Source organism: Streptomyces deserti (assembly GCF_054782695.1).
Genome location: NZ_BAAGRZ010000030.1, coordinates 1 through 22530 on the forward strand (window position 1 = coordinate 1; position 22530 = coordinate 22530).

A 22530-nucleotide genomic window follows, 5' to 3' on the forward strand; every position below is an offset into this window, starting at 1 on the left:
GGCGTTGCCTTGAACGCGGCGTGTTCTGCTCACTCGACGAACTGAAGACCGCGCTCGAGGACTGGATCAAGACCTGGAACGAGCAGGCCAGACCCTTGAAGTGGACCAAAACCGCGGACCAGATCATCGACCGCATCTGCCGCTACTGCGACAGGATCTCCGGACCGGGACACTAGCCGGCGCCCAGCGCGTCGAGGTGCGCCCGGCGCACCTCGGCCCTCTGCCCCTGCACCAGCAGGAACATCCCCTCCCGCGCCAGCCGCTGCGCCCGGCCGGCCAGGGCCAGGGAGCGGCCGCCCCCGGCCACGACCGCCGCGGTCGTGGCCGCGCGCATCAGGTCGTACGCCCGCGTCTTCAGCGCCAGCCGGTCCGCGATCCGCTCGTGCGGCACCGGGTGGTCGGCGAGCGCGTACGCCTCCCGCCGTACCTCGTCGAGCCGGGAGCGCAGCGACCCTGCGGTCTCCCGGCCGTCCGGGGCCGCCGCCACCAGCTCCAGCGCCGCGTACGCCACCCCGAACACGGCCGGGTTCGCGTTGGTGTTGCGGGGGAGGTCGACCAGGGCGAACTTCTCCTGCGCGGTGCGCAGGACCACGGCCTCCTCCGGCACCCACAGGCCCGCCAGCTCCAGGGACACCGTACGGGCGGCCGTGAGCGCCGCCAGGCGCAGGGGTGCCGACGGGCGCAGCCCCGGCCGCTCACGAGCCTCGGTGAAGGCGAACACCACCTCGGCGGTCCGCGTCACCCCCGCCAGCAGCATCACGTCGTTCAGGCCCCAGCCCGTGTACCAGGGCACGGTGCCGTCGAACCGCCAGCCGCCGCGCTCGGGCACGGCCCGTACGGGGACCCGGGGGAAGGCGCGGACATGGGCGTACGCGATTCCGGCCAGCGACTCCCCGGTGGCCAGCGGACGCAGCAGCTTCTCCCGTACGGGCGAGTCGTACGTGGCGAGCATCTTCACCGGCGTGTGGTGCTGGGCCTGCACGAACCAGGTCGAGCAGCACGCACCGGCCAGGATCTCCGCCGTCTCCCGCACTACGGCGGCCGGGGCGTCCGCACCGCCGTACTCCGTCGGCGCGCCCACCCCGAGCAGCCCCGACCGCCGGAGCGCCTCGATGTGGCTCGCGGGCACGCCCTCCTGGTCGACCCGTTCGGCGTGCGGGGCGAGGAGATCGCGCGCGAGCTGCCGGGCACGGGTGACGAGCGGGTGCGCTGCGGTGGCCATGGAGAGAATTCTCGCGTTTCGCCGGGGCGAGGTGTCGATCCGGGGGTGTGCCGTTCGTGTAGGAGGTGAGAGAAACCCACGAGGCCGAGGAGGCCGTCATGAAGTACTACCTGCTCAGCGTGATGCAGCCGGTCGGTGAGCCGCCCGCCCCCGAGGTGCTCGCCGAGATCGACAAGAACCTCGACGTCTTCCACCAGGAGCTGCGCGAGGCGGGCGCCTGGGTGTTCGCCGGGGGACTGCACGGCCCGGAGGCGTCCACCGTGCTGCGGCCCCGCGACGGAGACGTCCTGATCACCGACGGCCCGTACGCCGAGGGCAAGGAGATGCTCGGCGGGATCTGCCTGATCAAGGCGCCCGACCTGGACGCCGCCCTGGAGTGGGGCCGCAAGGCGGCCCTGGCGACCACCCTGCCGATCGAGGTGCGGCCCTTCATGGGCGACGCGGACCGATGACCGCGTCCCACGCCGGCATCGAGGCCGTCTTCCGCGCGGAGTACGGCCGCGCGGTCGCCACCCTCGTCCGCTTCCTCGGCGACATCGATCTCGCCGAGGAAGCGGTGCAGGACGCCTTCACCGCGGCCGTGCGGCGCTGGCCGGAGACCGGCGTGCCGCCGAGCCCGGCCGGCTGGATCATCACCACGGCCCGCAACCGCGCGATCGACCGGCTGCGCCGCGAGTCCACCCGGCAGGCCCGGCACGCCGAGGCCGCCCTGCTGCACGCTTCCGACGCACCGCCCGGGGAGGGCCCCGTGCGCGACGACCGGCTCCGCCTGATCTTCACCTGCTGCCACCCCGCACTCGCCCTCCAGGCCCGGGTCGCGCTGACCCTGCGCCTGCTCGGCGGGCTCAGCACGGCCCAGATCGCCCGTGCTTTCCTCGTGCCCGAGCCGACGATGGCGCAGCGGATCGTGCGGGCCAAGGCGAAGATCCGCAACGCGCGCATCCCGTACCGGGTGCCCCGCGACGCCGACCTTCCCGACCGGCTCAACGGTGTCCTCGCCGTCGTGTACCTGATCTTCAACGAGGGCTACACCGGCGATCCCGAGCTGTGCGCCGAGGCCGTACGCCTTGGCCGCCTCCTGGCCGAGCTGATGCCCGACGAACCCGAGGTCACCGGCCTGCTCGCGCTGATGCTCCTCGCCGAGTCACGTCGTGCGGCCCGCGTGAACGAGCAGGGCGAGCTGGTGCCGCTGCCCGAGCAGGACCGGGCCCGCTGGGACCGCGCCCTGATCGCCGAGGGGCAGGCCCTCGTCCGCCGCTGCCTGCGCCGCAACCGGCCGGGGCCGTACCAGATCCAGGCCGCCGTCCAGGCCGTCCACAGCGACGCGCCGACCGCCGAGGCCACCGACTGGGGGCAGATCCTCCAGCTGTACGACCAGCTCATGGCCCTCGCCCCCAGCCCCGTCGTGGCCCTGAACCGGGCGGTCGCCGTCGCCGAGACCGAGGGCCCGCGCCCCGCCCTCGCCCTCGTCGACACCCTCGGCCTCGACGGCTACCACGTCTTCCACGCGGTCCGCGCCGACCTGCTGCGCCGGCTGGGCCGCGACGAGGAGGCCGTACGGGCGTACGAGACCGCGAGCGAGCTGACGGAGAGCCCGGCGGAGCGCGGTTACCTGCAGCGGCGCCGACGGGAGCTCGCGCGCTGAGGACGTCTCCTTGAGCGCAGCCGACGGGCCTCACGCGCTGCGGGCCTGTCCGGAACGGCGCCGGCGAGAACTCGTCCCCACGTTGCTGACCAGCAGGTCGGGCCGGAGTGCGGCGTACTTCTCGATGTTGAACTGGCCCCACTCGGTGCCCAGGCTGGTCAGCTTGGTGACGTCCATGTCGCCGGCCTGCGGGTCGGGGCTGCCGTTCACGGGCTCGCTGGGGCCGAAGACGCCTGTGCACTGATGCCGTAGTCGTACAGGGCGGCCGCGGTGCTCACGAACGCGACGCCCGCCGCGAGCATGCGGCGGCGTGACGGGCCGGAGGGAGCGGCGGAGCGGGGCATCGCAGGTGACATGGAGAAGGCTTCCTTCGCGCAGGCTTGACTCGGAGAGCGCGCACATCCGGCCAAGCCCGGACGAGCGTGAAGCTGAGGGAAGGCCAACCTAATCGCCAACTGCCTTGTACTCCTTGCCGTGAGCCGTTCGGAGTTGACTGGTCTACACCCTTGACTGGTACAGACCAAAGCGGTTGAGTGTGCCACCACACCCCCCACCACGGCCGCCCCCGCACAAAGGCCCTGCCGTCCCCTGCCCTTGTCCGGGTGCGGCCGTGCCCGGCAAAGGAGTTGACCCCATGTCGAGACGCCGCGTCTCCGCCGTCATGGCCGCACTCGCTCTCGCGGGCACCGCGCCGGTGCTCCTCCCGGCCTCGAGCGCCTCCGCCGCCGCGTGCTCGAGTTACCCGAACTGGGTGGCCGGAAAGTCGTACGTCACCGGCGACATCGTCCGCTACACCGACGGCAGGGCCTACATCGCCGAGCACTACAACCCGGGCTACGACCCGACCATCAGCACCTGGTACTGGGAGCCGTACGCCTGTGACAACGGTCCCGGGACGCCCGTCGGGACGTTCGTCGTGACCGAGGCGCAGTTCAACCAGATGTTCCCGAACCGGAACCCGTTCTACACGTACCGCGGGCTCACCGCCGCCCTGAGCGCCTACCCCGGCTTCGCCACCACCGGCAGCGACACGGTGAAGAAGCAGGAGGCCGCCGCCCTCCTCGCCAACGTCAGCCACGAGACCGGCGGCCTGGTGCACGTCGTCGAGCAGAACACCGCCAACTACCCGCACTACTGCGACTGGAGCCGTCCGTACGGCTGCCCGGCCGGTCAGGCCGCCTACTACGGACGCGGCCCGATCCAGCTGAGCTGGAACTTCAACTACAAGGCCGCGGGCGACGCGCTCGGCCTCGACCTCCTGAACAACCCCTGGCTGGTGCAGAACGACGCCGCCGTGGCCTGGAAGACGGCCCTGTGGTACTGGAACACCCAGACCGGCCCGGGCTCCATGACCCCGCACCACGCCATGGTCAGCGGCGCGGGCTTCGGCCAGACGATCCGCAGCATCAACGGCTCCCTGGAGTGCGACGGCAGGAACCCGGCGCAGGTGCAGAGCCGTGTCGACGCCTACCAGCGGTTCACGCAGATCCTCGGGACGTCGCCGGGTGGCAACCTGTACTGCTGACGGCGGAGCGGCACGGGGCCATGCACCTGACTGAGCTCCACCCGAACCGCCCGCGCCTGCTCGCCACGACCGCCGCGCCGGCCGCCGCGGTCGTGGTGCCCCCGCCCGCTGCCGCCGCCGACGCGATCCCGGCCCCGGGCGCGTACTACGGGCAGAGCGCCACGACCGGGATCAACTCGGCCGACAACGCCGGAACGGTCGAGCAGCGCCGCCCCCCAGGGCGAACGAGGACCACCGGCAGTTCGCCCGCGCCGCGTCGCCGGTCCCGTGTCAGCCCCAGGCAGGGGCGGCGAACATGCTGGCGGCGTTGTAGCCCGAGTGCGGATAGGAGGCCGTCCAGTTCAGCGCCTCCGGCTGGGTACGGGGGAAGTCCGCGGCCACCAGCGTGGCGAGGCTGAAGTAGGCCTCGCGCGTACGTGTCTTCAGCTGCGCGAGGTCGACCTCGGCACCCGCGGCGAGGTGCTCGTCGAACGGGATCTCCACCACTCCCCGGCAGCGGGCGCGGAAGTGGTCCACCACCTCGTTGACCTTGACCGCCTTGCTCTTCTTGCGCGTCTCGGACACCACGGTGAGGCTGCGCTTGACGAGTTCGTCGTAACCGTGGGCGTTGAGCCAGTCCAGCGTGGTGCTGGCACTGGTCGCACCGTCCACGCTGGAGGTGGCGACCACGATCAGCTGGTCGGCGACGTCCAGGACCCCCCGCATCGCGCTGTGCAGCAGCCCGGTGCCCGAGTCGGTCAGGATGATCGGGTAGTGCTGTCCGAGGCAGCCGACGACCTGGCGGTAGTCCTCGTCGTTGAAGGCCGTCGACAGGGTGGGGTCCGCCTCGTTGGCGAGGATCTCGAGGCCGCTCGGGGACTGCGAGGTGAAGCGGCGGACCGCCATGTAGTTGGTGAGGTTCGGGATCTCCGCCACCAGGTCGCGGATGGTCGCTCCGGTTTCGCGCTGCACCCTGCGGCTCAGTGTGCCCGCGTCCGGGTTGGCGTCGATCGCGATGACCCGGTCCTGACGCTCGGTGGCGAGTGTGGCACCCAGAGCGGTCGTGGTCGTCGTCTTGCCGACTCCGCCCTTGAGGCTGATGACGGCGATCTTGTAGCACTGCATCACGGGGGTGCGGATGATGGCCAGCTTCTGCAGCCGTTCCCGCTCGGCCGCCTTGCCGCCGGGGCGCAACCGGCTGATCCCGCGGCGGTCGGTGGGCTTCTTGCGCAGCAGCCGGTCGGAGGAGAGCTCGGCGGTGGAGCTGTGCCCGATCCCTCCACCACGACCGGCCCGGTCCGCTGCCGGCCAGGGGGCCATGGTGTGGGGGACCGGCATGTGGGGAGCCGGCCGCAAGGGCGACGGCGCTCCCGCGGCGCCCCACGACGGCTGCGCCATCCGGGCGTAGGGGGCGGACCTGACCTCCGGGCCGTAACCGGTCCCGGCGGGCGCGGGGCGGCTCTCGGGCCGGGGCGCCGGCGGCGGAAACTCCTCCGCCGCCCTTACGGCGGTCTGGGGTTCCTCGGGTGCGCCGGCCTGGTGCCCGTTCGTGAGGCAGGGGTCCGGCGGCGCGAAACCCAGGCCGTCCGCGTGCTGGCTGCCTCGGGCGGACGTCGGGCCGCCGACGATGTCTGGATCGTTCGTCACGATGTTCAGTCCTTTTGATGAGGTGGAAGGTCCGTGGGCCAGGGAGTCGTCCCGGCGGCGTCCTTGTTCCGCGGGCAGAGGTTCGGGCTGCTCGGCGGCTCGGTGACCGGGCGTGCCTATGGGGCGCGATGCTCCGGACGATCCGACGGCGACGGCCGGTCGCCCGGGATCCGGGCCGGCCTGCCCTGCCGCCGTGGCGACGAGGTCGAGGCCGGCGTCGCTCCGGCCCGTGCGACGCGTCGCGCCCAACGCGGGGCCGAGGGCGAGTCGTGTGCCGGGGCCGGCAGGGAGGGCGGGCCACTCCTGCCCGGAGGGGCGCAGGGCGGCGGCGGCCGGACCGCGTGCCACCGGCCGTACGGGGCGCAATGATGCGGGCGCGGTGACAGGCCCCTGCGCGTCCGCGCGGACCAGCATGCCGCTCTTGTCGAACGTCAGTCCCATCGAGAGGAACTGATCGACGCTCAGGACCCTCTTCTCCCCGCGCAGGACATGTGCCTCCGACGGCCAGGCGCCGACCGCGCCACCACCGCGGACGGCCGGCGCCGAACGCGTGGCACCGGTGTACCGGGCGGATTGCAGGGCGTGCTGGACCTCCGGCGGAATCTCGAGCCGGCTGCGCACCCGGAACTGCCCGGCGTTGAGGGTTTCCGCCCGCAGCAGCTGGACCTTCAGCGGACCCACGAAGGAGTAGTGCTGCTCCTCGGCGTAGTCGCGAACCTTCTCGACCAGCTCTTCGCCGAGCATGACCAGGCATGCGCCGTGCAGTTCATGGTCGCCCGGGCTCAGTTCGACGATGAAGGCGTTGGGCACGATGACGCAGTCCTGGTTCCAGATCCTGGCGTTGACGTCGCACTCGCGCCGGAGTGCCCCGATGAACTCCATGGGCTGCACCGCAGACTTGAAGACCTTGGCGAACGCGCCGTTGACCAAAGCCTCGAAGCGCTGCTCCAGCTTGCTCAGTGCACCCACTGACAGCCTCCTGGAAGCCGATCTGACGCGTACAAGGCAGTCAGATGGCGAGTGTCAGATTACTAATAGTATTTTCATAACCACAGGCGGTGACGCCGTTCGCGAGCGTCGCCCTAATTCACCGGATCGGTCCCACGTCCGGTCACCTCCGGCCGCCGACGCGGGCGGCTCGGCATCTCACGGGAAAGGCGGCCCGTGCGCGTGAGGCGTCGTCCCGGCCGGCGGACTCGCGGAGGAGTCGGCGCGAATCGGGGCGGTGATCCTCCCGGTAGTCCTTCCCCTGGTGGTCCTCTGCCTGCTGGTCCTCCCTTCGCTGGTCCGCCCGGCGCCTGCCTGGTCCACGGCATCGGACCAGGTCTCAGCGGCGACTGGCGTGCATCAGGTTTTACGTATAACCTCTCCCGTCAATCACCCCGCCCGAGAGGTTTTGATGAGACGTATCGCCCTGGTCACCCTCGTCGTCGACGACTACGACGAGGCGATCCGCTTCTACACCGACGCCCTCGGATTCCGGCTCGCCGAGGACGCGCCCCGGCCCGACGGCTCCCGCTGGGTGGTCGTCGAACCCGGCGCCCCGGGAGCGGGAACCGGCCTGCTGCTCGCCCGCGCCAAGGGCGAGACGCAGCGCGCCCGGATCGGCGACCAGACCGGCGGGCGCGTCGGCTTCTTCCTGCACACCGACGACTTCGCCCGCGACCACGCCCGCATGGCCGCCGCGGGCGTGACCTTCCTGGAGGAGCCGCGCCACGAGCCGTACGGCACGGTGGCCGTCTTCCAGGACCTGTACGGCAACCGCTGGGACCTGCTCCAGCCCGCCGAGTGACACCCGCGTAAGCGACCCGCACCCAACAAGTGACCTGCCGAGCCGGCACGTCCATAACCACCTGCCGAGGAACAGCCCGCCCATGACCGCGCCCCGCATCGACACCGACACCCTCCGCCGCCTGCCCAAGGCCGTGCTGCACGACCACCTCGACGGCGGCCTGCGCCCCGCCACCGTGGTGGAGCTCGCGGACGCGGTCGCCCACCCCCTGCCCACCACCGACCCCGACGAGCTCGCCGCCTGGTACTACGACGCCGCCAACTCCGGCGACCTGGTCCGCTACATAGCCACCTTCGAGCACACCCTCGCCGTGATGCAGACCCGCGAGGGCCTGCTGCGCACCGCCGAGGAGTACGTCCTCGACCTGGCCGCCGACGGCGTGGTCTACGGTGAGGTGCGCTACGCCCCCGAGCTGATGGTCAAGGGCGAGCTGACCCTGCCCGAGGTCGTCGAGACCGTCCAGGAGGGCCTGGCGGCGGGCATGGTGAAGGCGGCGGCCGCGGGCACGCCCGTACGGGTCGGCACCCTGCTGTGCGGGATGCGGATGTCCGACCGGAGCCGGGAGATCGCCGACCTGGTCGTGGCGTTCCGGGACGCCGGTGTCGTCGGCTTCGACATCGCCGGTGCCGAGGACGGCTTCCCGCCCGCCGACCACCTCGCCGCCTTCGAGCATCTGCGCCGCGAGAACGTGCCGTTCACCATCCACGCCGGGGAGGCCCACGGACTGCCCAGCATCCACCAGGCCCTCCAGGTGTGCGGCGCCCAGCGCATCGGGCACGGCGTGCGCATCACGGACGACATCCCCGACCTCGCGGCCGGCAAGCTCGGCCGTCTGGCGGGCTGGGTACGGGACCGCCGTATCGCGCTGGAGATGTGCCCGACGTCCAATCTGCAGACGGGCGCGGCGACCTCGATCGCCGAGCACCCCATCACCGGGCTGAAGGACCTCGGCTTCCGGGTCACGCTCAACACCGACAACCGGCTGGTGTCCGGAACGACGATGACCCGCGAGATGTCCCTGCTGGTCGAGCAGGCGGGCTGGACGGTCGAGGACCTGCGGACCGTCACGGTGAACGCCGTGAAGAGCGCGTTCCTCCCCTTCGACGAGCGGAACAGGCTCATCCGGGACGTCGTCCTGCCCGGTTACGAGGCCGCGCTCTGAAGGAGGCCGCGGACGTAGGCCGCCTGTCCGACGTGCTGGAGATCGTCGGACAGGACGCTGACCAGCCGGACGCCCAGGCTGACCGGCGGATCCCAGCGCTCGTCCACGATGCGTTCCAGGTCCTTGGCGGCGAGCCCGCGCAGGCACCCGAGGGTCTGTTCGTGCACGGCGTCGTAGTAGCCGGTCAGCAGGTCACCGGAGTCGACCCGTACCTTGGCGACCTTCGCGGGGCTGTGGCCGTAGCCGGTGTCGTGGGGCGCCAGGCCCAGCGCGAAGCGCTTGTGCCAGTCCTGTGACAGCCACACCTGGTCGAGGTCGAAGGCGTCGGCCACGTGGTCGTCCTGGACCCGGGCGAGATGCCAGATCAGCCAGGCGACGGAGTTGGTGGCGGGGGAGGGGCGGAAGGCGAGCTCGTCGGGGTCGAGGCCCTCGACGGTGGCGTGGACTTCTTCCCGGATGCGGCTGTACCCGTCGATGAGGATGTCCTTCGCATGCATGGCTCCACCATCGCGCATCCGCGTTCCTCACGCGTCCCCGCGTTCCCGTCCCTCACGTGTCTGCGTCGGTCTCCGGGCCGGTCTCCGGGTCGTGGTCCAGCAGCGCCATCAGTGCCCGGGCCGCCGGGCTGGTGGCCTGCGGGGGCGGCAGCAGGGCGACCGTCTCGTACACCGCCTCGCCGGTGCCCTTCACGGGCAGGGCGGTCAGCGAGGCCCGCTTGTGCGCGAAGTGCCGGGGCACGACGGCGATGCCGAGGTTCTCGCCCACCAGGTCGAGCAGGGTGTGCACGTCGTTCACCTCCAGCGCCACGCTCCGCCGTACGCCGGCGGCGGAGAACACGGCGTCGGTGGTGCGGCGCGGCCCCCAGTCCGGGTGGAAGTCGACGAACACCTCGCCGCCCAGCTCCTCCGGTGTGACGGCGGCCCCGGTGACCGCGAGCCGGTGGGCGGCGTGGCACAGCACCGTCATCGGCTCGCTGGTCAGCGGCACCGACCGCAGCTGGTCGGAGTCCGCCCGCGTGCGCACGCCGAACGCCAGGTCGAGCCGCCCGGCCGCGACCTCCTCCGCCAGTGCGCCCGAGCCCGCCTGCCGCAGGCAGATCTCCACGTCCGGGTGGCGGCGCCGGAACGCGGCCAGCAGCCGTGCCGCGTCGACCCCGGCGATGCACTGCTCGGTGCCCACCGTGAGCGTGCCCCGCAGCACGCCCTGCACCGCGGCCACCGCCTCGTGGGCCGTGCGCACCTGCGCGAGAATCCGCTCCGCCTCGGCGAGCAGCGCCCGCCCGGCCGGGGTGAGCGTCACCCGGCGGGTCGTGCGCACGAACAGCGGTGTCTGCAGCTCCCGCTCCAGCGCGCGGATCGAGGCCGACAGTCCCGACTGGGAGACCATCAGCCGTTCCGCCGCACGGGTGAAGTGCTGGTCCTCGGCGACCGCGACGAAGTGCTGGAGGTGGCGCAGTTCCATGACTGAGAAGCGTATCCGCTGAATTCCATCGGATTCTTCTGTTGGACGGATGCCCGCAGGTCGCGCCAGAGTGTCTACCGGTTCGCGTGTCCGCCGGTCGTCCACCGGTCGCCACCGGACCGGTATCCGTGTGCCAACCCCTCTGGAGTCGCGTTGTACACCGCACACCCCGACCGCTACGCGGACATGCCCTACCGGCGCACCGGACGCAGCGGCCTGAAGCTCCCCGCGCTGTCGCTCGGCCTGTGGCACAACTTCGGCCCCGACCGCCCGGTCGAGACCCAGCGCGCCATCCTGCGGCGCGCCTTCGACCTCGGCGTCACCCACTTCGACCTCGCCAACAACTACGGCCCGCCGCCCGGCGCCGCCGAGTCCGCCTTCGGCGAGGCACTGAAGGCCGACTTCGCGCCGTACCGCGACGAACTCGTCATCTCCACCAAGGCCGGCTACCTGATGTGGCCCGGCCCGTACGGCGAGTGGGGTTCGCGCAAGTACCTGATGTCCTCGCTCGACCAGAGCCTGAAGCGGATGGGCCTGGACTACGTCGACATCTTCTACTCGCACCGCCCGGACCCCCAGACTCCTCTGGAGGAGACGATGGGTGCCCTGCACTCGGCGGTCCAGCAGGGCAAGGCGCTGTACGTCGGCGTCTCCAACTACTCCCCGGAGCAGACCCGTGAGGCCGCCCGCATCCTGGCCGAGCTGGGCACCCCGCTGCTGATCCACCAGCCGCGCTACTCGATGCTCGACCGCCGCCCCGAGGACGAGGGCCTGCTGGACGCCCTCGACGAGCTCCAGGCCGGCTCAATCGCCTACTCCCCGCTGGAGCAGGGGCTGCTCACGGGCCGCTACCTCAACGGCATCCCGGAGGACTCCCGGGCCGCGAGCGACAGCCCCTTCCTGAACTCCGACGCGCTCACCGAGGACCTGGTGGCCCAGCTGCGCGACCTGAACGACATCGCCAAGTCCCGCGGCCAGACCCTGGCCCAGATGGCGCTGGCCTGGGTGCTGCGCGGCGGCCGGGTGACCTCCGCCCTGGTCGGGGCGAGCAGCCCGGAGCAGCTGGAGGACAGCGTCGCCGCGATCCGCAACCTCCACTTCGACGCCGAAGAGCTGGCCCGTATCGACGCGGTCGTCAAGCGGTGAGCCGTTCCTCCAGGTGAACCGTCACCCTGTCGCCCTCCTGCTTCCCGATGGCCCGGCGCACCTCGGCCTTGACGGGAAGCTTGTGGGTGCCGTCTCCGAGAGCCATGAACGAACTCCGGAAGGGATGCCCGTCGATCGTCCCGCGGACCTTGACCAGTCCGCGAGTGCCGAAGAACGCGGCGGACTCCGGCCAGACCAGATACGTCCAGCCGCCCTTGTCCGGGCTCTTGCGCAGCACAGCGGTGAACTCCACGTCCACCTTTCCGCTCGTCCCCATCACGTCCTCCGCTCGCGGTGATCCCGACGGCCCGTCGTTCTTGCGGGCGGGCTGTCACTGAAGAGACCGCCGAGAGCGGGGAAACTCATCGCGGCCCGGCCCTCACGTCTGTGCGGGCACCCGGTCGAGGAAGCCCAGCACGGACGTGATCCGGCCCGTCTCGTCCAGCGTGATCACGTCCGACCCGGCGACGGGCGCCGAGCCGTCGGCCTCGCTCACCAGCTCCCACGAGAAACGCGCGGTGGCGTGGTGCCCGTCGACGCCCCCGGCGAGCCGGAACACGAAGCCCGGGAACTGCTCGCGGGCCGCCGCGATCAGCGCCGCGATCTGCTCGTGGCCGCGGACCTCGGCCAGGGGGTCGGTGTAGCCGCCGTCCACCGCCCAGGCCGCGGCGACCGCCTTCGCCCGCGCGTCCGGTCCGTCGGCGTTCCAGGCCTCGAAGTAGCGGGCGACGGCATCCTCATAACGGTTGGCGGGTGCGGACATGGGGGATCAGCCTCCATCGAGATCGACTCTGCTGGTCAGGGCCCGGGTCCCGGTCGGGGGACCCGGTACGGCAACCATGCCCGCGCCCGCCGCGAGGCGTCGATTACCTCCAGGGTCATGCGGCCCCGCCACGTTCCCGCCACGTTTCGGCCAACAGCGCCGGTGAATATGCCAGGAGAGTGGCCGGAAAGTCATGGTGACAGTGTTTCAGTAGTGAACATACTCGACTGCGAGAGCGCTTTCGCAGCGCGACGGCGCCCTCACGCACAGCACGCGAGCCGCGGGAAGCGAGGCCGGCCGGCGAGCAGGGCCACGGGGGAGGGGCAACGTGCACGACGAGTTCCTGTGCCACGTCACCGCGTACGGAGTCTGCGACGGCCGGCGCATCGGCGTACCCCTGGGCACGTACCGGGCACCCACCCTGGCCCTCGCCCTGTGGTGGCTGCGCGACCGGGCGTCCTGGATCGCCCAGCGCCTCGACCCGCAGCCCGACGCCGAGCACTTACCGCCCGGCGCGCTCGTCCCCGTCGCCGACACCGTGCCCGACGTGCCCGCCGTGCTGCGTGCCTGGTGCGCCGACGCCGCCCGGCAGGAACTGGTCGCCGAGGAACTGGCCGCCGGACGGCTGGTGCGCATCGCCACCAGTGACGACACCACCGAGTACGAGCTGCTCGCCGAGTCCGTGGACGCCCTGCGCATGCAGCGCACCGCCCCGCTCCTCGGCGTCCCCGTCGCCTGACCCATGGCCGGATGCCCGCGCCGCCCAGGCGTACATCTGGGCGAATCGATAGAATCCTGACATGGCGGAACGGCCGGTCGCGCCGACCGCGCCCGAACTCGTCCTGGAGACCGAGACGGGCTCCACCGTGATGAGTCCGAGCCGTGACTACCACGTCGGACGCGACCCGTTGAGCGACATCGTCCTCGACGATGCCCGGGTCTCGTGGCACCACGCGGTGCTGCGACCCGACGACGGCCACTGGACCCTCGAGGACGAGAACAGCACGAACGGCACCTACGCCGACGGCCACCGCGTCCACGCCTGGCACGTCGGCCCCGGCAGCGTCATCCGCTTCGGCAACCCGGCCGACGGCCCCCGCGCCGTCTTCCTCGGCCGCTCCGCACCGGCCCCCGAGCGCCCCTCGGCGGTGTCGATGCCCGGCCTGACGGGCACCTTCCGGCAGCCCACGACCGTACGACCGCTGCCCGCCCGCACCGTGCGCATCGGCCGCGCCGCCGACAACGACCTGGTCATCGACGACCTCGTCGTCTCCCGCCGGCACGCCGAGCTGCGCGCCCTGCCGGACGGGACGTACGAGATCGCCGACCTGGGCAGCCACAACGGCACCTACCTCAACGGCCGGCCGGTCACCACCGCCCCCGTCGGTCCCGGCGACATCGTCGGCATCGGGCACTCGGAGTTCTGCCTCGTCGGCGACCAGCTGCAGGAGTACGTCGACACCGGCGAGATCTCCCTCGACGTGCAGGACCTCACGGTCGCCGTCGACCGGGGCCGCAAGACCCTCCTCGACCACGTGTCCTTCCCGGTGGGGGAGAAGAGCCTGCTCGCGGTCGTCGGGCCGAGCGGCGCCGGGAAGTCCACGCTGCTCAACGCCCTCACCGGGCAGCGGCCCGCCGACCACGGCACCGTGCTCTACGACGGCCGCGACCTCTACCGCGACTACGCCGAGCTGCGCCAGCGCATCGGCCTCGTCCCGCAGGACGACATCCTCCACACCCAGCTGACCGTCCGCAAAGCCCTGACCTACGCCGCCGAACTGCGCTTCCCGCAGGACACCGCGAAGGCCGAGCGGCGCTCCCGCGTCGACGAGGTCATCCGCGAACTCGGCCTGGAACAGCGCGCCCGGCAGCCCGTGCACAGCCTGTCGGGCGGCCAGCGCAAGCGGGTCAGCGTCGCCCTGGAACTGCTGACGAAACCGTCGTTGCTGTTCCTCGACGAGCCGACGTCCGGACTCGATCCCGGAATGGACCGCTCGGTGATGCACATGCTGCGCGGTCTCGCCGACGACGGCCGGACCGTCGTCGTGGTCACCCACAGCGTGCTGAGCCTGGACGTGTGCGACCGGCTCCTGGTGCTCGCGCCCGGCGGGATGATCGCCTACTACGGCCCGCCCGAGGACGCCCTGCCCTTCTTCGGGTTCGAGCAGTGGCCGGAGGCCTTCGAGGCCTTCGAACGCGACCAGGACCGGGACTGGGCGGGCGAGTTCCGCGCCTCGCCCCTCCAACGGCGGTACGTCGCCGACGCCACCGTGCAGCCCCGGCAGCCCCGGTCGGGCCCGGTCGTCATCACCCGGCCGCCCCGGCCGCGCAGCCGCGGTGCCCAACTCGGCACCCTGGTCCGCCGGTACACGGCGGCACTGAGCGCCGACCGCACCTTCCTCGCCATCATGATCGCGCTTCCGTTCGTGATGGGCGCGATGGGCCGGGCCCTGGCGGGCAGCGAGCTGAACCGGAAGACCGCGATGAACGCGCTGCTGATCCTGTGCGTCGGCGCGGTCCTCAGCGGCGCCGCCAACGCCGTGCGCGAACTCGTCAAGGAGCGCGTGATCTACCAGCGGGAGCGAGCGGTGGGTCTGTCCAGATCGGCGTACCTGATGTCCAAGGTCGTCGTGCTGGGCACGATCACCGTGCTGCAGGCGGTGGTGCTGACCGTCGTCGCCCTGCTGGGCGTCGACCTCAACGCCCCCGGCGGCGAAGGCGTGTTGATGCCGCCGCTCGCCGAGATCACGGTCGCCGTCGCCCTGTTGGCGTTCACGGCGATGATGCTCGGCCTGCTGGTCTCCGCGCTGGTGCGCAAGGAGGAGGTGACGATGCCGCTGCTCGTGCTGCTCGCCCTCGTCCAGGTCGTGTTCTGCGGCGCCCTGCTGAAGCTGGACGGTGTGCCCGGCCTGGAGCAGCTGGCGTGGCTGGTGCCCTCGCGGTGGGCGCTCGCCGCGATGGCCGGCACCGTCGGGCTGTCCCGGATCGTGCCCGGCGAGGTGGCCCAGGACCCGCTCTTCCGGCACGAGACGGGTGTGTGGCTGCTCGACGTGGGGATGCTGCTCGTGCTGTCGGCGTTCTTCGGGGTGATGGTGTCCCGGCTGCTGCGCCGGAGCGAACCCGCGGTGATGCGGAAGTAGGCGATCCGATGACGACTCCGCCGACCCCGCCGGCCCCCGGCTTCCGGCCCACCCACGTCGTCCCCCAGCACGGCATGCCCGCCTGGGAGGCCCCCGACCCGGGCCGGCCCACCGTCGCCCTCGACCCGCTGCTGCCGGTCCAGCTCGTCGAACGGCTCGGCGACTGGGGCCACGTGGTGTGCTCCAACGGCTGGTCGGCCTGGGTCGACGGCCGCTGCCTGGTCGCCGTACCGCAGGACCCGCCCGCCGCCGACGGCCCCCTCACCCGCACCGCCGACCCGCGCCCCCTGCTGGCCCGCGCCGAAGAGGCCCTGGCCCGCTACCGCGGCGCCGTCGAGGAGCTGGCGGGAGGCGGCCTCGACGGCGAGGCCTTCCGGGCCCGCACCCGCGGCCTGCGGATCGGGATCGTCGTCGACGGCGAGTCCGTCTGGCTGTACGACCGCGACCACGGGCGGTGGGTCTACACCGACGGCACCCGGCTGAGCACGTACGCGGCCGACGAACCGCCCCGCGCCGCCGCGGACCCCGGCCACGCCCCCACCCAGGTCGTCGCCCACGACCCCACCCGGGTCGTGACCCCCGACGGTGACGTCCGATGAGCCGCGACACCGGACTGTTCTCGGGCCGGCCCTCCGAGCTGATCGGACGGCAGATCGCGGGCTACCGCATCGAGCAGGAGATCGGCCGGGGCGGCATGGCCGTCGTCTACCGCGCCCGCGACCTGCGCCTGGAACGCACCGTCGCCCTCAAGCTGCTCGCCCCGGAACTCGCCCGCAACGACACCTTCCGGCGCCGCTTCACCCACGAGTCCCGGGCCGCCGCCGCGATCGACCACCCGCACATCGTGCCCGTCTTCGAGGCCGGGGAGACGGACGGCATCCTGTACATCGCCATGCGGTACGTCTCCGGCAGCGACCTGCGCCACCTCCTCGACCGCGAGGGCCCGCTGCCGCCCCCGACCGCCCTGCGCGTCGCCGCCCAGGTCGCCTCCGCGCTCGACGCGGCCCACGACCACGGCCTGGTCCACCGGGACGTGAAACCCGGCAACATCCTGGTCTCCCGCGGCACCGACAGCGAGCACCCCGAGCACGTCTACCTCACCGACTTCGGCCTGACGAAGAAGTCGCTGTCACTGACCGGGTTCACCACGGTCGGCCAGTTCGTCGGCACGCTCGACTACGTCGCCCCCGAACAGATATCCGGCCGCCCGGTCGACGCCCGCTGCGACGTCTACGGCTTCGCCTGCGTCGTCCACGAGACCCTCACCGGCCACCCGCCGTTCCGCCGGGACGACGACATGGCCCTGCTCTGGGCCCACCAGTACGACGACCCGCCGCCGCTGACCCGGGCCCGCCCCGACCTTCCCGAACAGGTCGACGCCGTCTTCGCCAAGGCCCTGGCCAAGAACCCCGAGGACCGGTACCCGTCCTGCCTGGCCTTCGTCACCGCCCTGCGCACCGCCACGACCGGCAGGGCCGCGGTCGGACACGCCCCCACCAAGGTCGACCTGCGGGTCCCGGCCCCCGTGGACGAACGGCCGAAGCCGCCACCGAGCTGGGCCGAGCCGGTGTTCCGGCGTCCGGTGTAGGAAGCGCCGTCAGGCCTGGTCCGTCTCGCCCCGCCGGTGCACCCGCCGCGCCAGCAGCGCCCCGGCGAAGCCGGTGACCAGGCCCCACAGCACGGCCAGACCCAGCGCGGACCACAGCCGCGGCCTCAGGAACAGCTCCCCGGCGAGCCCGCCGCCGAGGTCGCCGATGCCGAGCACGGACAGGCCGTAGTGCGCGGAGATCCGGCCGACGAGGCAGATCATCAGTACCGTGAGCGCGAGTGCGGCCGCCATGTGCAGGGCGTGCTGCCAGGCCCGGATCCGGGCCGGTGAACGGGCCGCCATCACGAACGCGGCGGCCGGCAGCAGCACCGCGTTCACCACCAGCAGCCACCACACCCGGCCGTCGTGCTCGGAGAGCGTGCCGAGGTTCAGCGCGGAGATGTCCGGGGTGCGCAGCACCTGGTCCAGCACATGCGGCATGGGCAGCCCGAACGGCCCCTCCACCCGACCGTTCCAGGTGGCCCCGAGCCCGATCGTCAGCACCAGCCAGACCAGGTTGGGCACCCCCAGCAGCAGCACGGCGAACGTCTCGGCCGCATGGCCCCGCGTCGCCGCGACGACCAGGCCGACGACGATCCCGATCACCACGTACGCCAGCAGCAGGAGGACCATCGCGTACGCGGCCGGCCGCACCGACGTCTGGAAGCGCAGCAGCCGGCCGGGCAGCGGAGCGCCCCGCGCGACCACCAGCGCCAGCACCAGCACACCGGCCAGCCACAGCAGCCCGAAGAACAGCGTCACCGGCACATTCGTCGTGAAGCCGATCTCCGGCCGCACCCCGAAGAAGTCGCCGAGGTCGCCGAGGACGTCGTCCCCGAGGTCGATCTCGAACGTCTGGCGGGCGGCGAGAGCCAGGCCGAGCAGCGCCAGCAGCCACAGCACGGCGACCCGGGCGGCCCAGCCGCCGAGCTCCGCCGCGCCGGCCACCGCCCGGTGCCGCAGGGGCCGCAGAAAACCGGCGGCGATCACCAGCGCCCCCGCGAGCGTGACCGACAGCGGGATCACGGTCAGACCGGCGTCCGTCTCGGCGAGCCCGCCGGCGCTCCCGGCCAGCTCGATCGAGCCGCCGACGGAGGTGACGACGGTCGCCGCGACGACGCGCGGGAAGGCGCCGTCCGGGAGGTCCGTCGCCCCGGCGGCCCACAGGCCCAGCGCGGCGACCACCCCCATGGCGATCACCCCCGCCAGCACCACGGCAACGGCCCGCACCCAGCCATGCCGGGCGACGGCCTGCGCGGAGGCGGTTCGCAAGGTCACGCTGCCACGCTAAGCAGCACCCGCGCGCAGCGCCCGCCGGGAGGTCCGTCCGCGCCGGCTTGCGGGGGGTACCGGACGGAAGCGCACAATGAACGCGTAGCGGAAGAAGCAGTACCGGACATACGAAAAGCCGCATGAGTGTGCGCATCGCCGCGGACATCCCACCCCGGAAGAAGAGCTCGTGAGCGTCGAACCGCCGTCGTCCGGCCGTCCCACAGGACCGCCCTCCGGCCCGCTGTCGGGCCCCTCCCAGCCGCCTTCCGGCGGGCCGCCCGCACAGCCGCCGGGCGGGGGCGGCAGGACGCCGGAGCCCGGTCGGCCCTGGTGGCGGTCCGTGCCCCGCGTCGCGGTGCTCGCCACGATCGTGGTGGCAGCCGTGATCCTCGCCGTCGTCTTCAGCCGCGCCGGAGGCGGCGGTGCGGACAGGGCCGTGGGCGACGACGAGATCTTCCTGCAGTCCGCCGGCAAGACCGGCCCCGACCCGTTCACCGAGTCGACGGCGAAGGACAGCTCCGCCCCGCCGGTCACCCCGTCCCCGACCGCCGAATCGACCCCGCCGAACGCGGTGGCGACGGTGCAGGGCGGGGAACCGGGCCTGTACGGCGGCACCCGCAACGTCTCCAGCTGCGACGTCGAGAAACAGATCAGCTACCTGAGGTCGTCGCCCGAGAAGACCAGGGCGTTCGCCTCGGTCCTGCGCATCGGCACGTCCGACGTGCCCACCTACCTGCGCTCGCTCACCCCGGTGCAGCTGCGCGTGGACACCTGGGTCACCAACCACGGCTACCGCGACGGCGCCCCCGCCCCCTACCAGGCCGTCCTCCAGACCGGCACGGCCGTCCTCGTCGACGACCGCGGAGTGCCGCGCGTGCGCTGCGCCTGCGGCAACCCACTGGCCCCGCCGGTCGCCCTGCGGACCACACCGAAGCGGACGGGTGACTCGTGGCCGTCGTACCGCCCCTCGAACGTCGTCATGGTCAAGCCCGCGCCAAAGGTGGTCAAGGTCTTCGTCGTTCACGACCTCGACAGTGGCGGGTGGTTCGAGCGGCCCCGTGGCGACACGGGCGCGAAGGACCGCATGACCGCACCGCCCGACAAGCCCACCCCGTCGGCGAGCGTGTCCACGCCTGCGTCGCCGCCCCCGGACTCGCCGCCGACCACCACCCCGTCCCCGCCGAGCCCCGAGTCCCCGCCGAGCCCGGAGTCCCCGCCGAGCCCCGAGTCGCCGCCGTCCGAACCCACGTCGCCCGACACCTCGACGCCGGCCGAGGAGGACATCACATCGAGCCCCGAGGGCCCGTTGGCCGGCGCCCCGGCGCCGTGACTCAGTCCGCCCGGACCACCAGCGCGTAGTCGCCGAGCCCCAGCAGACGGTCGGCCGGCAGCACGCCGAGCGTCGTACGGACCGTTCCGATGCGGCCGGTGGCCGGGTCGAACTCCGCGTCCTGGACCGTGCCGTGCTCGTCGCCCGCCTCGGTGAGAACCCTGCGGCCGAGCAGGTCGTGGTGCCGGGGCACCGTGTCCGGGGCGGCCGTCGAGCGGACCAGCACGGCGTCCGGGCCGATCGCGTGCAGCGCGTCCCAGGGCAGCACGGTCTCCTTGCGCGACCGCGGGAGGCGGACGCGGACATGGGTGACCGTGCCGGACGCGGCGTCGACGGTCAGGGACCGCACCACGCCGATCTCGTCGGCCTCGGCCAGCGTCACCACCGGCAGGCCCCGGGTCTGCGACAACAGCATCACGGCGGCGAACCCTTCCGGGAGTGGTGAAAGGCGCCGACCCGGGCGACGAACCCGGGCAGGTCTTCGGCGACGTACCGGGTGGCGTCGGTGGGGATGACCAGCGCCCGGCCGGACACGGCGAGCGTCTCGCCCCGCGGCACGTACACCTGGTGCCGGTGGCGCCTGGAGCCCGATACGAGCGCCTTGTGCGCGGCGATCCGGAACCCGACGACACGGCCGCTGGTGCCGCCCTCGACCACGAGGTCGAGCACCGTGCCGACCTCGGTGCCCGCGTCGGTGAGGACCTTCGCGCCGAGCACCCGCCCGCGGAAGGCCTCGCGGCGCGCCACCACGGCGTCCAGACCCGTGAGGGCGCCCGCGTCACGGATCATGACCGCGTCGTGGCCCAGCGCGTGCACGGCCGACCAGGGCAGGCTCTGCTTCAGCGGGCCCGACCACAGGCCCCGGCCGCTGAGGGTGAAACCGGTGATGCGCCCGGCGCCCGCGTCGAAGACGGTGTCCTTGACCTGGGCGACCGCGTCCCCGCCCAGCGTGACCACCGGCCGGGTCGTCAGGCTCCGCGCCGCCAGCAGCCCGCTCATCGCACGTCCTTCCCGCCGGGCCGGTGCCGGACCGCGAGGACCGTCCCCGACCGCCGGCCGGCCTGCACCGCCAGCGTCAGCAGGACCACCGCGACGATCACCCCGACCACCACGACGAGCCATGTCCACCAGGCCACCGTGCACCTCCGGCGCTCCGGACCGGGCCGCCCTCGGCCGGCCCCGTTGCCTTTCCGAGTGCCCCGCCCGGGCGCGACGATGCGGCGGGCCCCGCGTCCACCTGAGAGGCGAACACCTGTCAGGTGGACTGCGGGGCCCGGCTTGGGGTACGAGGACTGGTGCAGAGCGTCCGGCCGGTCCGGCTTCCAAGAGAGAAACGCATGATGAGCACCTGGACGGGGCAGTGATACCGACTGGTTTCGACGTGCCCGTGGAACCGCTGCGGCGGGCGGCACACTACACCGGCGAGCAGGGCTGCATCGCCGAGGCACGTTCCTTCGCCGCGCACTTCCTCGGCCGGCTCAGGGCCGAGTGGTGCGTCGCGATCGACGAGCGGGCCGAGGGCGCGGTGCTGCTCGTGGTGAGCGAGCTGGTCACCAACGCCGACCGGCACAGCAACGGGCCGTACATCCTGGAGCTGGAGGGGACGGGCACCTCGGTGGCGGTGTCGGTCTACGACAGCAGCGTCGCTCTGCCCCGCATCTTCCCCCGCAACCCCGAGCGCGTCGGCCGGCACGGCCTGGAGATCGTCCACGCGCTGGCGCAGGAGGTCACCGTCGAACGGGTGCCGGTCGGCAAGCGCGTGCGCGCGGTGCTGGCCCTGGAGGGCGGCTGAGCGGCGCGGACGTGGGAGCCCCGGCTCCCTGAGCCCGGCGTCCTGGCTCACTGCCCCTTGGAAGCCCGGGGCCCCGTGCCCCGGGCCCTGGAAAAGCCCTCTGGAAGCCGGGCGCTCCGGCGCCGCGCGCCGATGCCCGCGTCAGGCGCAGCCGAGTTCGCCCAGCATGCCCTCGCGCAGCCGCGTGATGATCCGCTTGATCAACCGGGACACGTGCATCTGCGAGCAGCCGAGCCGTTCGCCGATCTCCGCCTGTGTGGCCTCCTCCACAAACCGCATGTGGATGATCTGCCGGTCGCGTTCGCTGAGCTCGGCCATGAGCGGAGCGAGGGAGTGGAAGTCCTCGACGAGCCGCAGCCCGTCCTCCTCCACGCCGATGAAGTCGGCGAGCACCGCCTCGCCGTTCTCCGGCCCGTCGCCGGTGAGCGCGGCGTCCAGCGACGCGGAGTTGTACCCGTTGGCGGCGATCTGGCCTTCGATGACCTCGTCCTCGGAGATGTTCATCAGCGTCGCGAGCTCGGCGACCGTCGGCTCCCGGTCCAGCCGGCTGGCGAGCTCCTCGCGGGCCTTGGCCAGCTCCACGCGCAGCTCCTGCAGCCGCCGGGGCACGTGCACCGCCCAGGTCGTGTCACGGAAGAACCGCTTGATCTCACCGACGATGTACGGCAGCGCGAAGGAGGTGAACTCCACCTCGCGCGACAGGTCGAACCGGTCGATGGCCTTGATCAGGCCGATCATGCCCGTCTGGACGATGTCCTCCATGTCGTCGCCGCGGCCCCGGAACCGGCCGGCCGCGAACCGCACGAGCGACATGTTCATCTCGATGAGCGTGTTGCGGGCGTACTGGTACTCGTGGGTGCCCTCTTCCAGCTCCGTCAGGCGCTGGAAGAACTGGCGGGACAACTCCCTGGCGTCCCGCGGCGCCACGGCCTTCGGGTCCACGACGCCGGGCAGTGGTCCGTCACCCGTCCTGGCCTCGGTGTTCTCCTCGACGACCTGCGCCTCGGTCCGGATCACGGCGGTGTCCATCACCTGGTACCTCTCCCACGAAAGTCACGGCGACATC

General features: G+C 72.4%; 23 protein-coding genes and 1 pseudogene. 12 read left to right on the forward strand and 12 right to left on the reverse strand.

The features are described from left to right. Nucleotides 1-172 precede the first annotated feature (172 nt). A complete protein-coding gene (locus ACYVMZ_RS32420) occupies nucleotides 173-1222 on the reverse strand; it encodes an acyl-CoA dehydrogenase family protein (protein ID WP_461086071.1) in 1050 nt (349 codons plus the stop codon). Nucleotides 1223-1320: 98 nt separating this feature from the next. On the opposite strand from ACYVMZ_RS32420, the gene ACYVMZ_RS32425 reads away from it, so the two are divergent. Together ACYVMZ_RS32425 and ACYVMZ_RS32430 are read left to right on the forward strand one after the other, a co-directional pair. Further along, nucleotides 1321-1674 (forward strand): YciI family protein, encoded by a 354-nt coding sequence (locus tag ACYVMZ_RS32425; RefSeq protein ID WP_461086233.1) that lies wholly within the window; start codon nucleotides 1321-1323, stop codon nucleotides 1672-1674. After that, nucleotides 1671-2867: an RNA polymerase sigma factor gene (locus ACYVMZ_RS32430; RefSeq protein ID WP_461086073.1), complete on the forward strand. Its 1197-nt coding sequence runs from the start codon at nucleotides 1671-1673 to the stop codon at nucleotides 2865-2867. Before ACYVMZ_RS32425 ends, ACYVMZ_RS32430 begins: the two co-directional genes overlap by 4 nt. Before the next feature lie 78 nt (nucleotides 2868-2945). Here ACYVMZ_RS32430 and ACYVMZ_RS32435 read toward each other — a convergent pair. Beyond that, nucleotides 2946-3154: pseudogene (locus ACYVMZ_RS32435) on the reverse strand (ABC transporter substrate-binding protein); the annotation flags it as partial. A 347-nt stretch (nucleotides 3155-3501) separates the two neighbouring features. Here ACYVMZ_RS32435 and ACYVMZ_RS32440 point away from each other — a divergent pair. After that, the gene (locus ACYVMZ_RS32440; RefSeq protein ID WP_461086075.1) at nucleotides 3502-4392 is read left to right on the forward strand and encodes a glycoside hydrolase family 19 protein; all 891 of its coding nucleotides are present in this window, start codon (nucleotides 3502-3504) and stop codon (nucleotides 4390-4392) included. Nucleotides 4393-4662: 270 nt separating this feature from the next. Here ACYVMZ_RS32440 and ACYVMZ_RS32445 read toward each other — a convergent pair whose 3' ends face one another. Beyond that, the gene (locus ACYVMZ_RS32445; RefSeq protein WP_461086077.1) at nucleotides 4663-6987 is read right to left on the reverse strand and encodes an FhaA domain-containing protein; all 2325 of its coding nucleotides are present in this window, start codon (nucleotides 6985-6987) and stop codon (nucleotides 4663-4665) included. Nucleotides 6988-7417: 430 nt separating this feature from the next. On the opposite strand from ACYVMZ_RS32445, the gene ACYVMZ_RS32450 reads away from it, so the two are divergent. Then, nucleotides 7418-7810, forward strand: a complete 393-nt coding sequence (locus ACYVMZ_RS32450) for a VOC family protein (protein ID WP_461086079.1) — start codon at nucleotides 7418-7420, stop codon at nucleotides 7808-7810. 82 nt (nucleotides 7811-7892) lie between these two features. Further along, nucleotides 7893-8972, forward strand: coding sequence for an adenosine deaminase (locus ACYVMZ_RS32455; protein ID WP_461086081.1), 1080 nt, complete (start codon nucleotides 7893-7895; stop codon nucleotides 8970-8972). Here ACYVMZ_RS32455 and ACYVMZ_RS32460 read toward each other — a convergent pair. Next, the gene (locus ACYVMZ_RS32460; protein WP_461086083.1) at nucleotides 8954-9469 is read right to left on the reverse strand and encodes a mycothiol transferase; all 516 of its coding nucleotides are present in this window, start codon (nucleotides 9467-9469) and stop codon (nucleotides 8954-8956) included. The genes ACYVMZ_RS32455 and ACYVMZ_RS32460 overlap by 19 nt on opposite strands. 52 nt (nucleotides 9470-9521) lie before the next feature. Next, nucleotides 9522-10433, reverse strand: a complete 912-nt coding sequence (locus ACYVMZ_RS32465; protein ID WP_461086085.1) for a LysR family transcriptional regulator — start codon at nucleotides 10431-10433, stop codon at nucleotides 9522-9524. A gap of 153 nt (nucleotides 10434-10586) precedes the next feature. Here ACYVMZ_RS32465 and mgrA point away from each other — a divergent pair, with 153 nt between their 5' ends. Next, nucleotides 10587-11579: an L-glyceraldehyde 3-phosphate reductase gene (mgrA, locus tag ACYVMZ_RS32470; protein WP_461086087.1), complete on the forward strand. Its 993-nt coding sequence runs from the start codon at nucleotides 10587-10589 to the stop codon at nucleotides 11577-11579. Here the strand turns inward: mgrA and ACYVMZ_RS32475 are convergent. Together ACYVMZ_RS32475 and ACYVMZ_RS32480 are read right to left on the reverse strand one after the other, a co-directional pair. After that, nucleotides 11569-11856 (reverse strand): DUF1905 domain-containing protein, encoded by a 288-nt coding sequence (locus tag ACYVMZ_RS32475; protein ID WP_461086089.1) that lies wholly within the window; start codon nucleotides 11854-11856, stop codon nucleotides 11569-11571. The genes mgrA and ACYVMZ_RS32475 overlap by 11 nt on opposite strands. Before the next feature lie 102 nt (nucleotides 11857-11958). Next, nucleotides 11959-12342, reverse strand: a complete 384-nt coding sequence (locus ACYVMZ_RS32480; RefSeq protein WP_461086091.1) for a nuclear transport factor 2 family protein — start codon at nucleotides 12340-12342, stop codon at nucleotides 11959-11961. A 328-nt stretch (nucleotides 12343-12670) separates the two neighbouring features. On the opposite strand from ACYVMZ_RS32480, the gene ACYVMZ_RS32485 reads away from it, so the two are divergent. From ACYVMZ_RS32485 to ACYVMZ_RS32500, 4 genes are all read left to right on the forward strand, one after another. Further along, on the forward strand, nucleotides 12671-13081 hold the full coding sequence (locus tag ACYVMZ_RS32485) for a hypothetical protein (RefSeq protein WP_461086093.1): 411 nt from the start codon (nucleotides 12671-12673) through the stop codon (nucleotides 13079-13081). A gap of 61 nt (nucleotides 13082-13142) precedes the next feature. Further along, nucleotides 13143-15482 (forward strand): FHA domain-containing protein, encoded by a 2340-nt coding sequence (locus ACYVMZ_RS32490; protein ID WP_461086095.1) that lies wholly within the window; start codon nucleotides 13143-13145, stop codon nucleotides 15480-15482. A gap of 8 nt (nucleotides 15483-15490) precedes the next feature. After that, a complete protein-coding gene (locus tag ACYVMZ_RS32495) occupies nucleotides 15491-16081 on the forward strand; it encodes a hypothetical protein (protein WP_461086097.1) in 591 nt (196 codons plus the stop codon). Beyond that, entirely contained in the window at nucleotides 16078-17070 is a 993-nt protein-coding gene (locus tag ACYVMZ_RS32500; protein WP_461086099.1) for a serine/threonine-protein kinase, read from the forward strand. The genes ACYVMZ_RS32495 and ACYVMZ_RS32500 overlap by 4 nt, the downstream gene beginning before the upstream one ends. 9 nt (nucleotides 17071-17079) lie before the next feature. On the opposite strand, the gene ACYVMZ_RS32505 is transcribed toward ACYVMZ_RS32500, so the two are convergent. Further along, nucleotides 17080-18348, reverse strand: a complete 1269-nt coding sequence (locus ACYVMZ_RS32505; protein WP_461086101.1) for a streptophobe family protein — start codon at nucleotides 18346-18348, stop codon at nucleotides 17080-17082. 181 nt (nucleotides 18349-18529) lie between these two features. Here ACYVMZ_RS32505 and ACYVMZ_RS32510 point away from each other — a divergent pair, with 181 nt between their 5' ends. After that, on the forward strand, nucleotides 18530-19672 hold the full coding sequence (locus ACYVMZ_RS32510) for a DUF6777 domain-containing protein (RefSeq protein ID WP_461086103.1): 1143 nt from the start codon (nucleotides 18530-18532) through the stop codon (nucleotides 19670-19672). Nucleotide 19673: 1 nt separating this feature from the next. On the opposite strand, the gene ACYVMZ_RS32515 is transcribed toward ACYVMZ_RS32510, so the two are convergent. From ACYVMZ_RS32515 to ACYVMZ_RS32525, 3 genes are read right to left on the reverse strand one after another with little or no spacing between them, the layout of a single operon-like run. Next, a complete protein-coding gene (locus ACYVMZ_RS32515) occupies nucleotides 19674-20090 on the reverse strand; it encodes a PRC-barrel domain-containing protein (RefSeq protein ID WP_461086105.1) in 417 nt (138 codons plus the stop codon). Further along, the gene (locus ACYVMZ_RS32520; protein WP_461086107.1) at nucleotides 20087-20671 is read right to left on the reverse strand and encodes a PRC-barrel domain-containing protein; all 585 of its coding nucleotides are present in this window, start codon (nucleotides 20669-20671) and stop codon (nucleotides 20087-20089) included. The genes ACYVMZ_RS32515 and ACYVMZ_RS32520 overlap by 4 nt, the downstream gene beginning before the upstream one ends. Next, on the reverse strand, nucleotides 20668-20808 hold the full coding sequence (locus ACYVMZ_RS32525) for a hypothetical protein (RefSeq protein WP_461086109.1): 141 nt from the start codon (nucleotides 20806-20808) through the stop codon (nucleotides 20668-20670). Before ACYVMZ_RS32525 ends, ACYVMZ_RS32520 begins: the two co-directional genes overlap by 4 nt. A gap of 245 nt (nucleotides 20809-21053) precedes the next feature. Here ACYVMZ_RS32525 and ACYVMZ_RS32530 point away from each other — a divergent pair, with 245 nt between their 5' ends. Then, nucleotides 21054-21464 (forward strand): ATP-binding protein, encoded by a 411-nt coding sequence (locus ACYVMZ_RS32530; protein ID WP_461086111.1) that lies wholly within the window; start codon nucleotides 21054-21056, stop codon nucleotides 21462-21464. 141 nt (nucleotides 21465-21605) lie between these two features. Here ACYVMZ_RS32530 and ACYVMZ_RS32535 read toward each other — a convergent pair whose 3' ends face one another. Further along, a complete protein-coding gene (locus tag ACYVMZ_RS32535) occupies nucleotides 21606-22493 on the reverse strand; it encodes an RNA polymerase sigma factor SigF (protein ID WP_461086113.1) in 888 nt (295 codons plus the stop codon). Nucleotides 22494-22530: the final 37 nt, after the last annotated feature.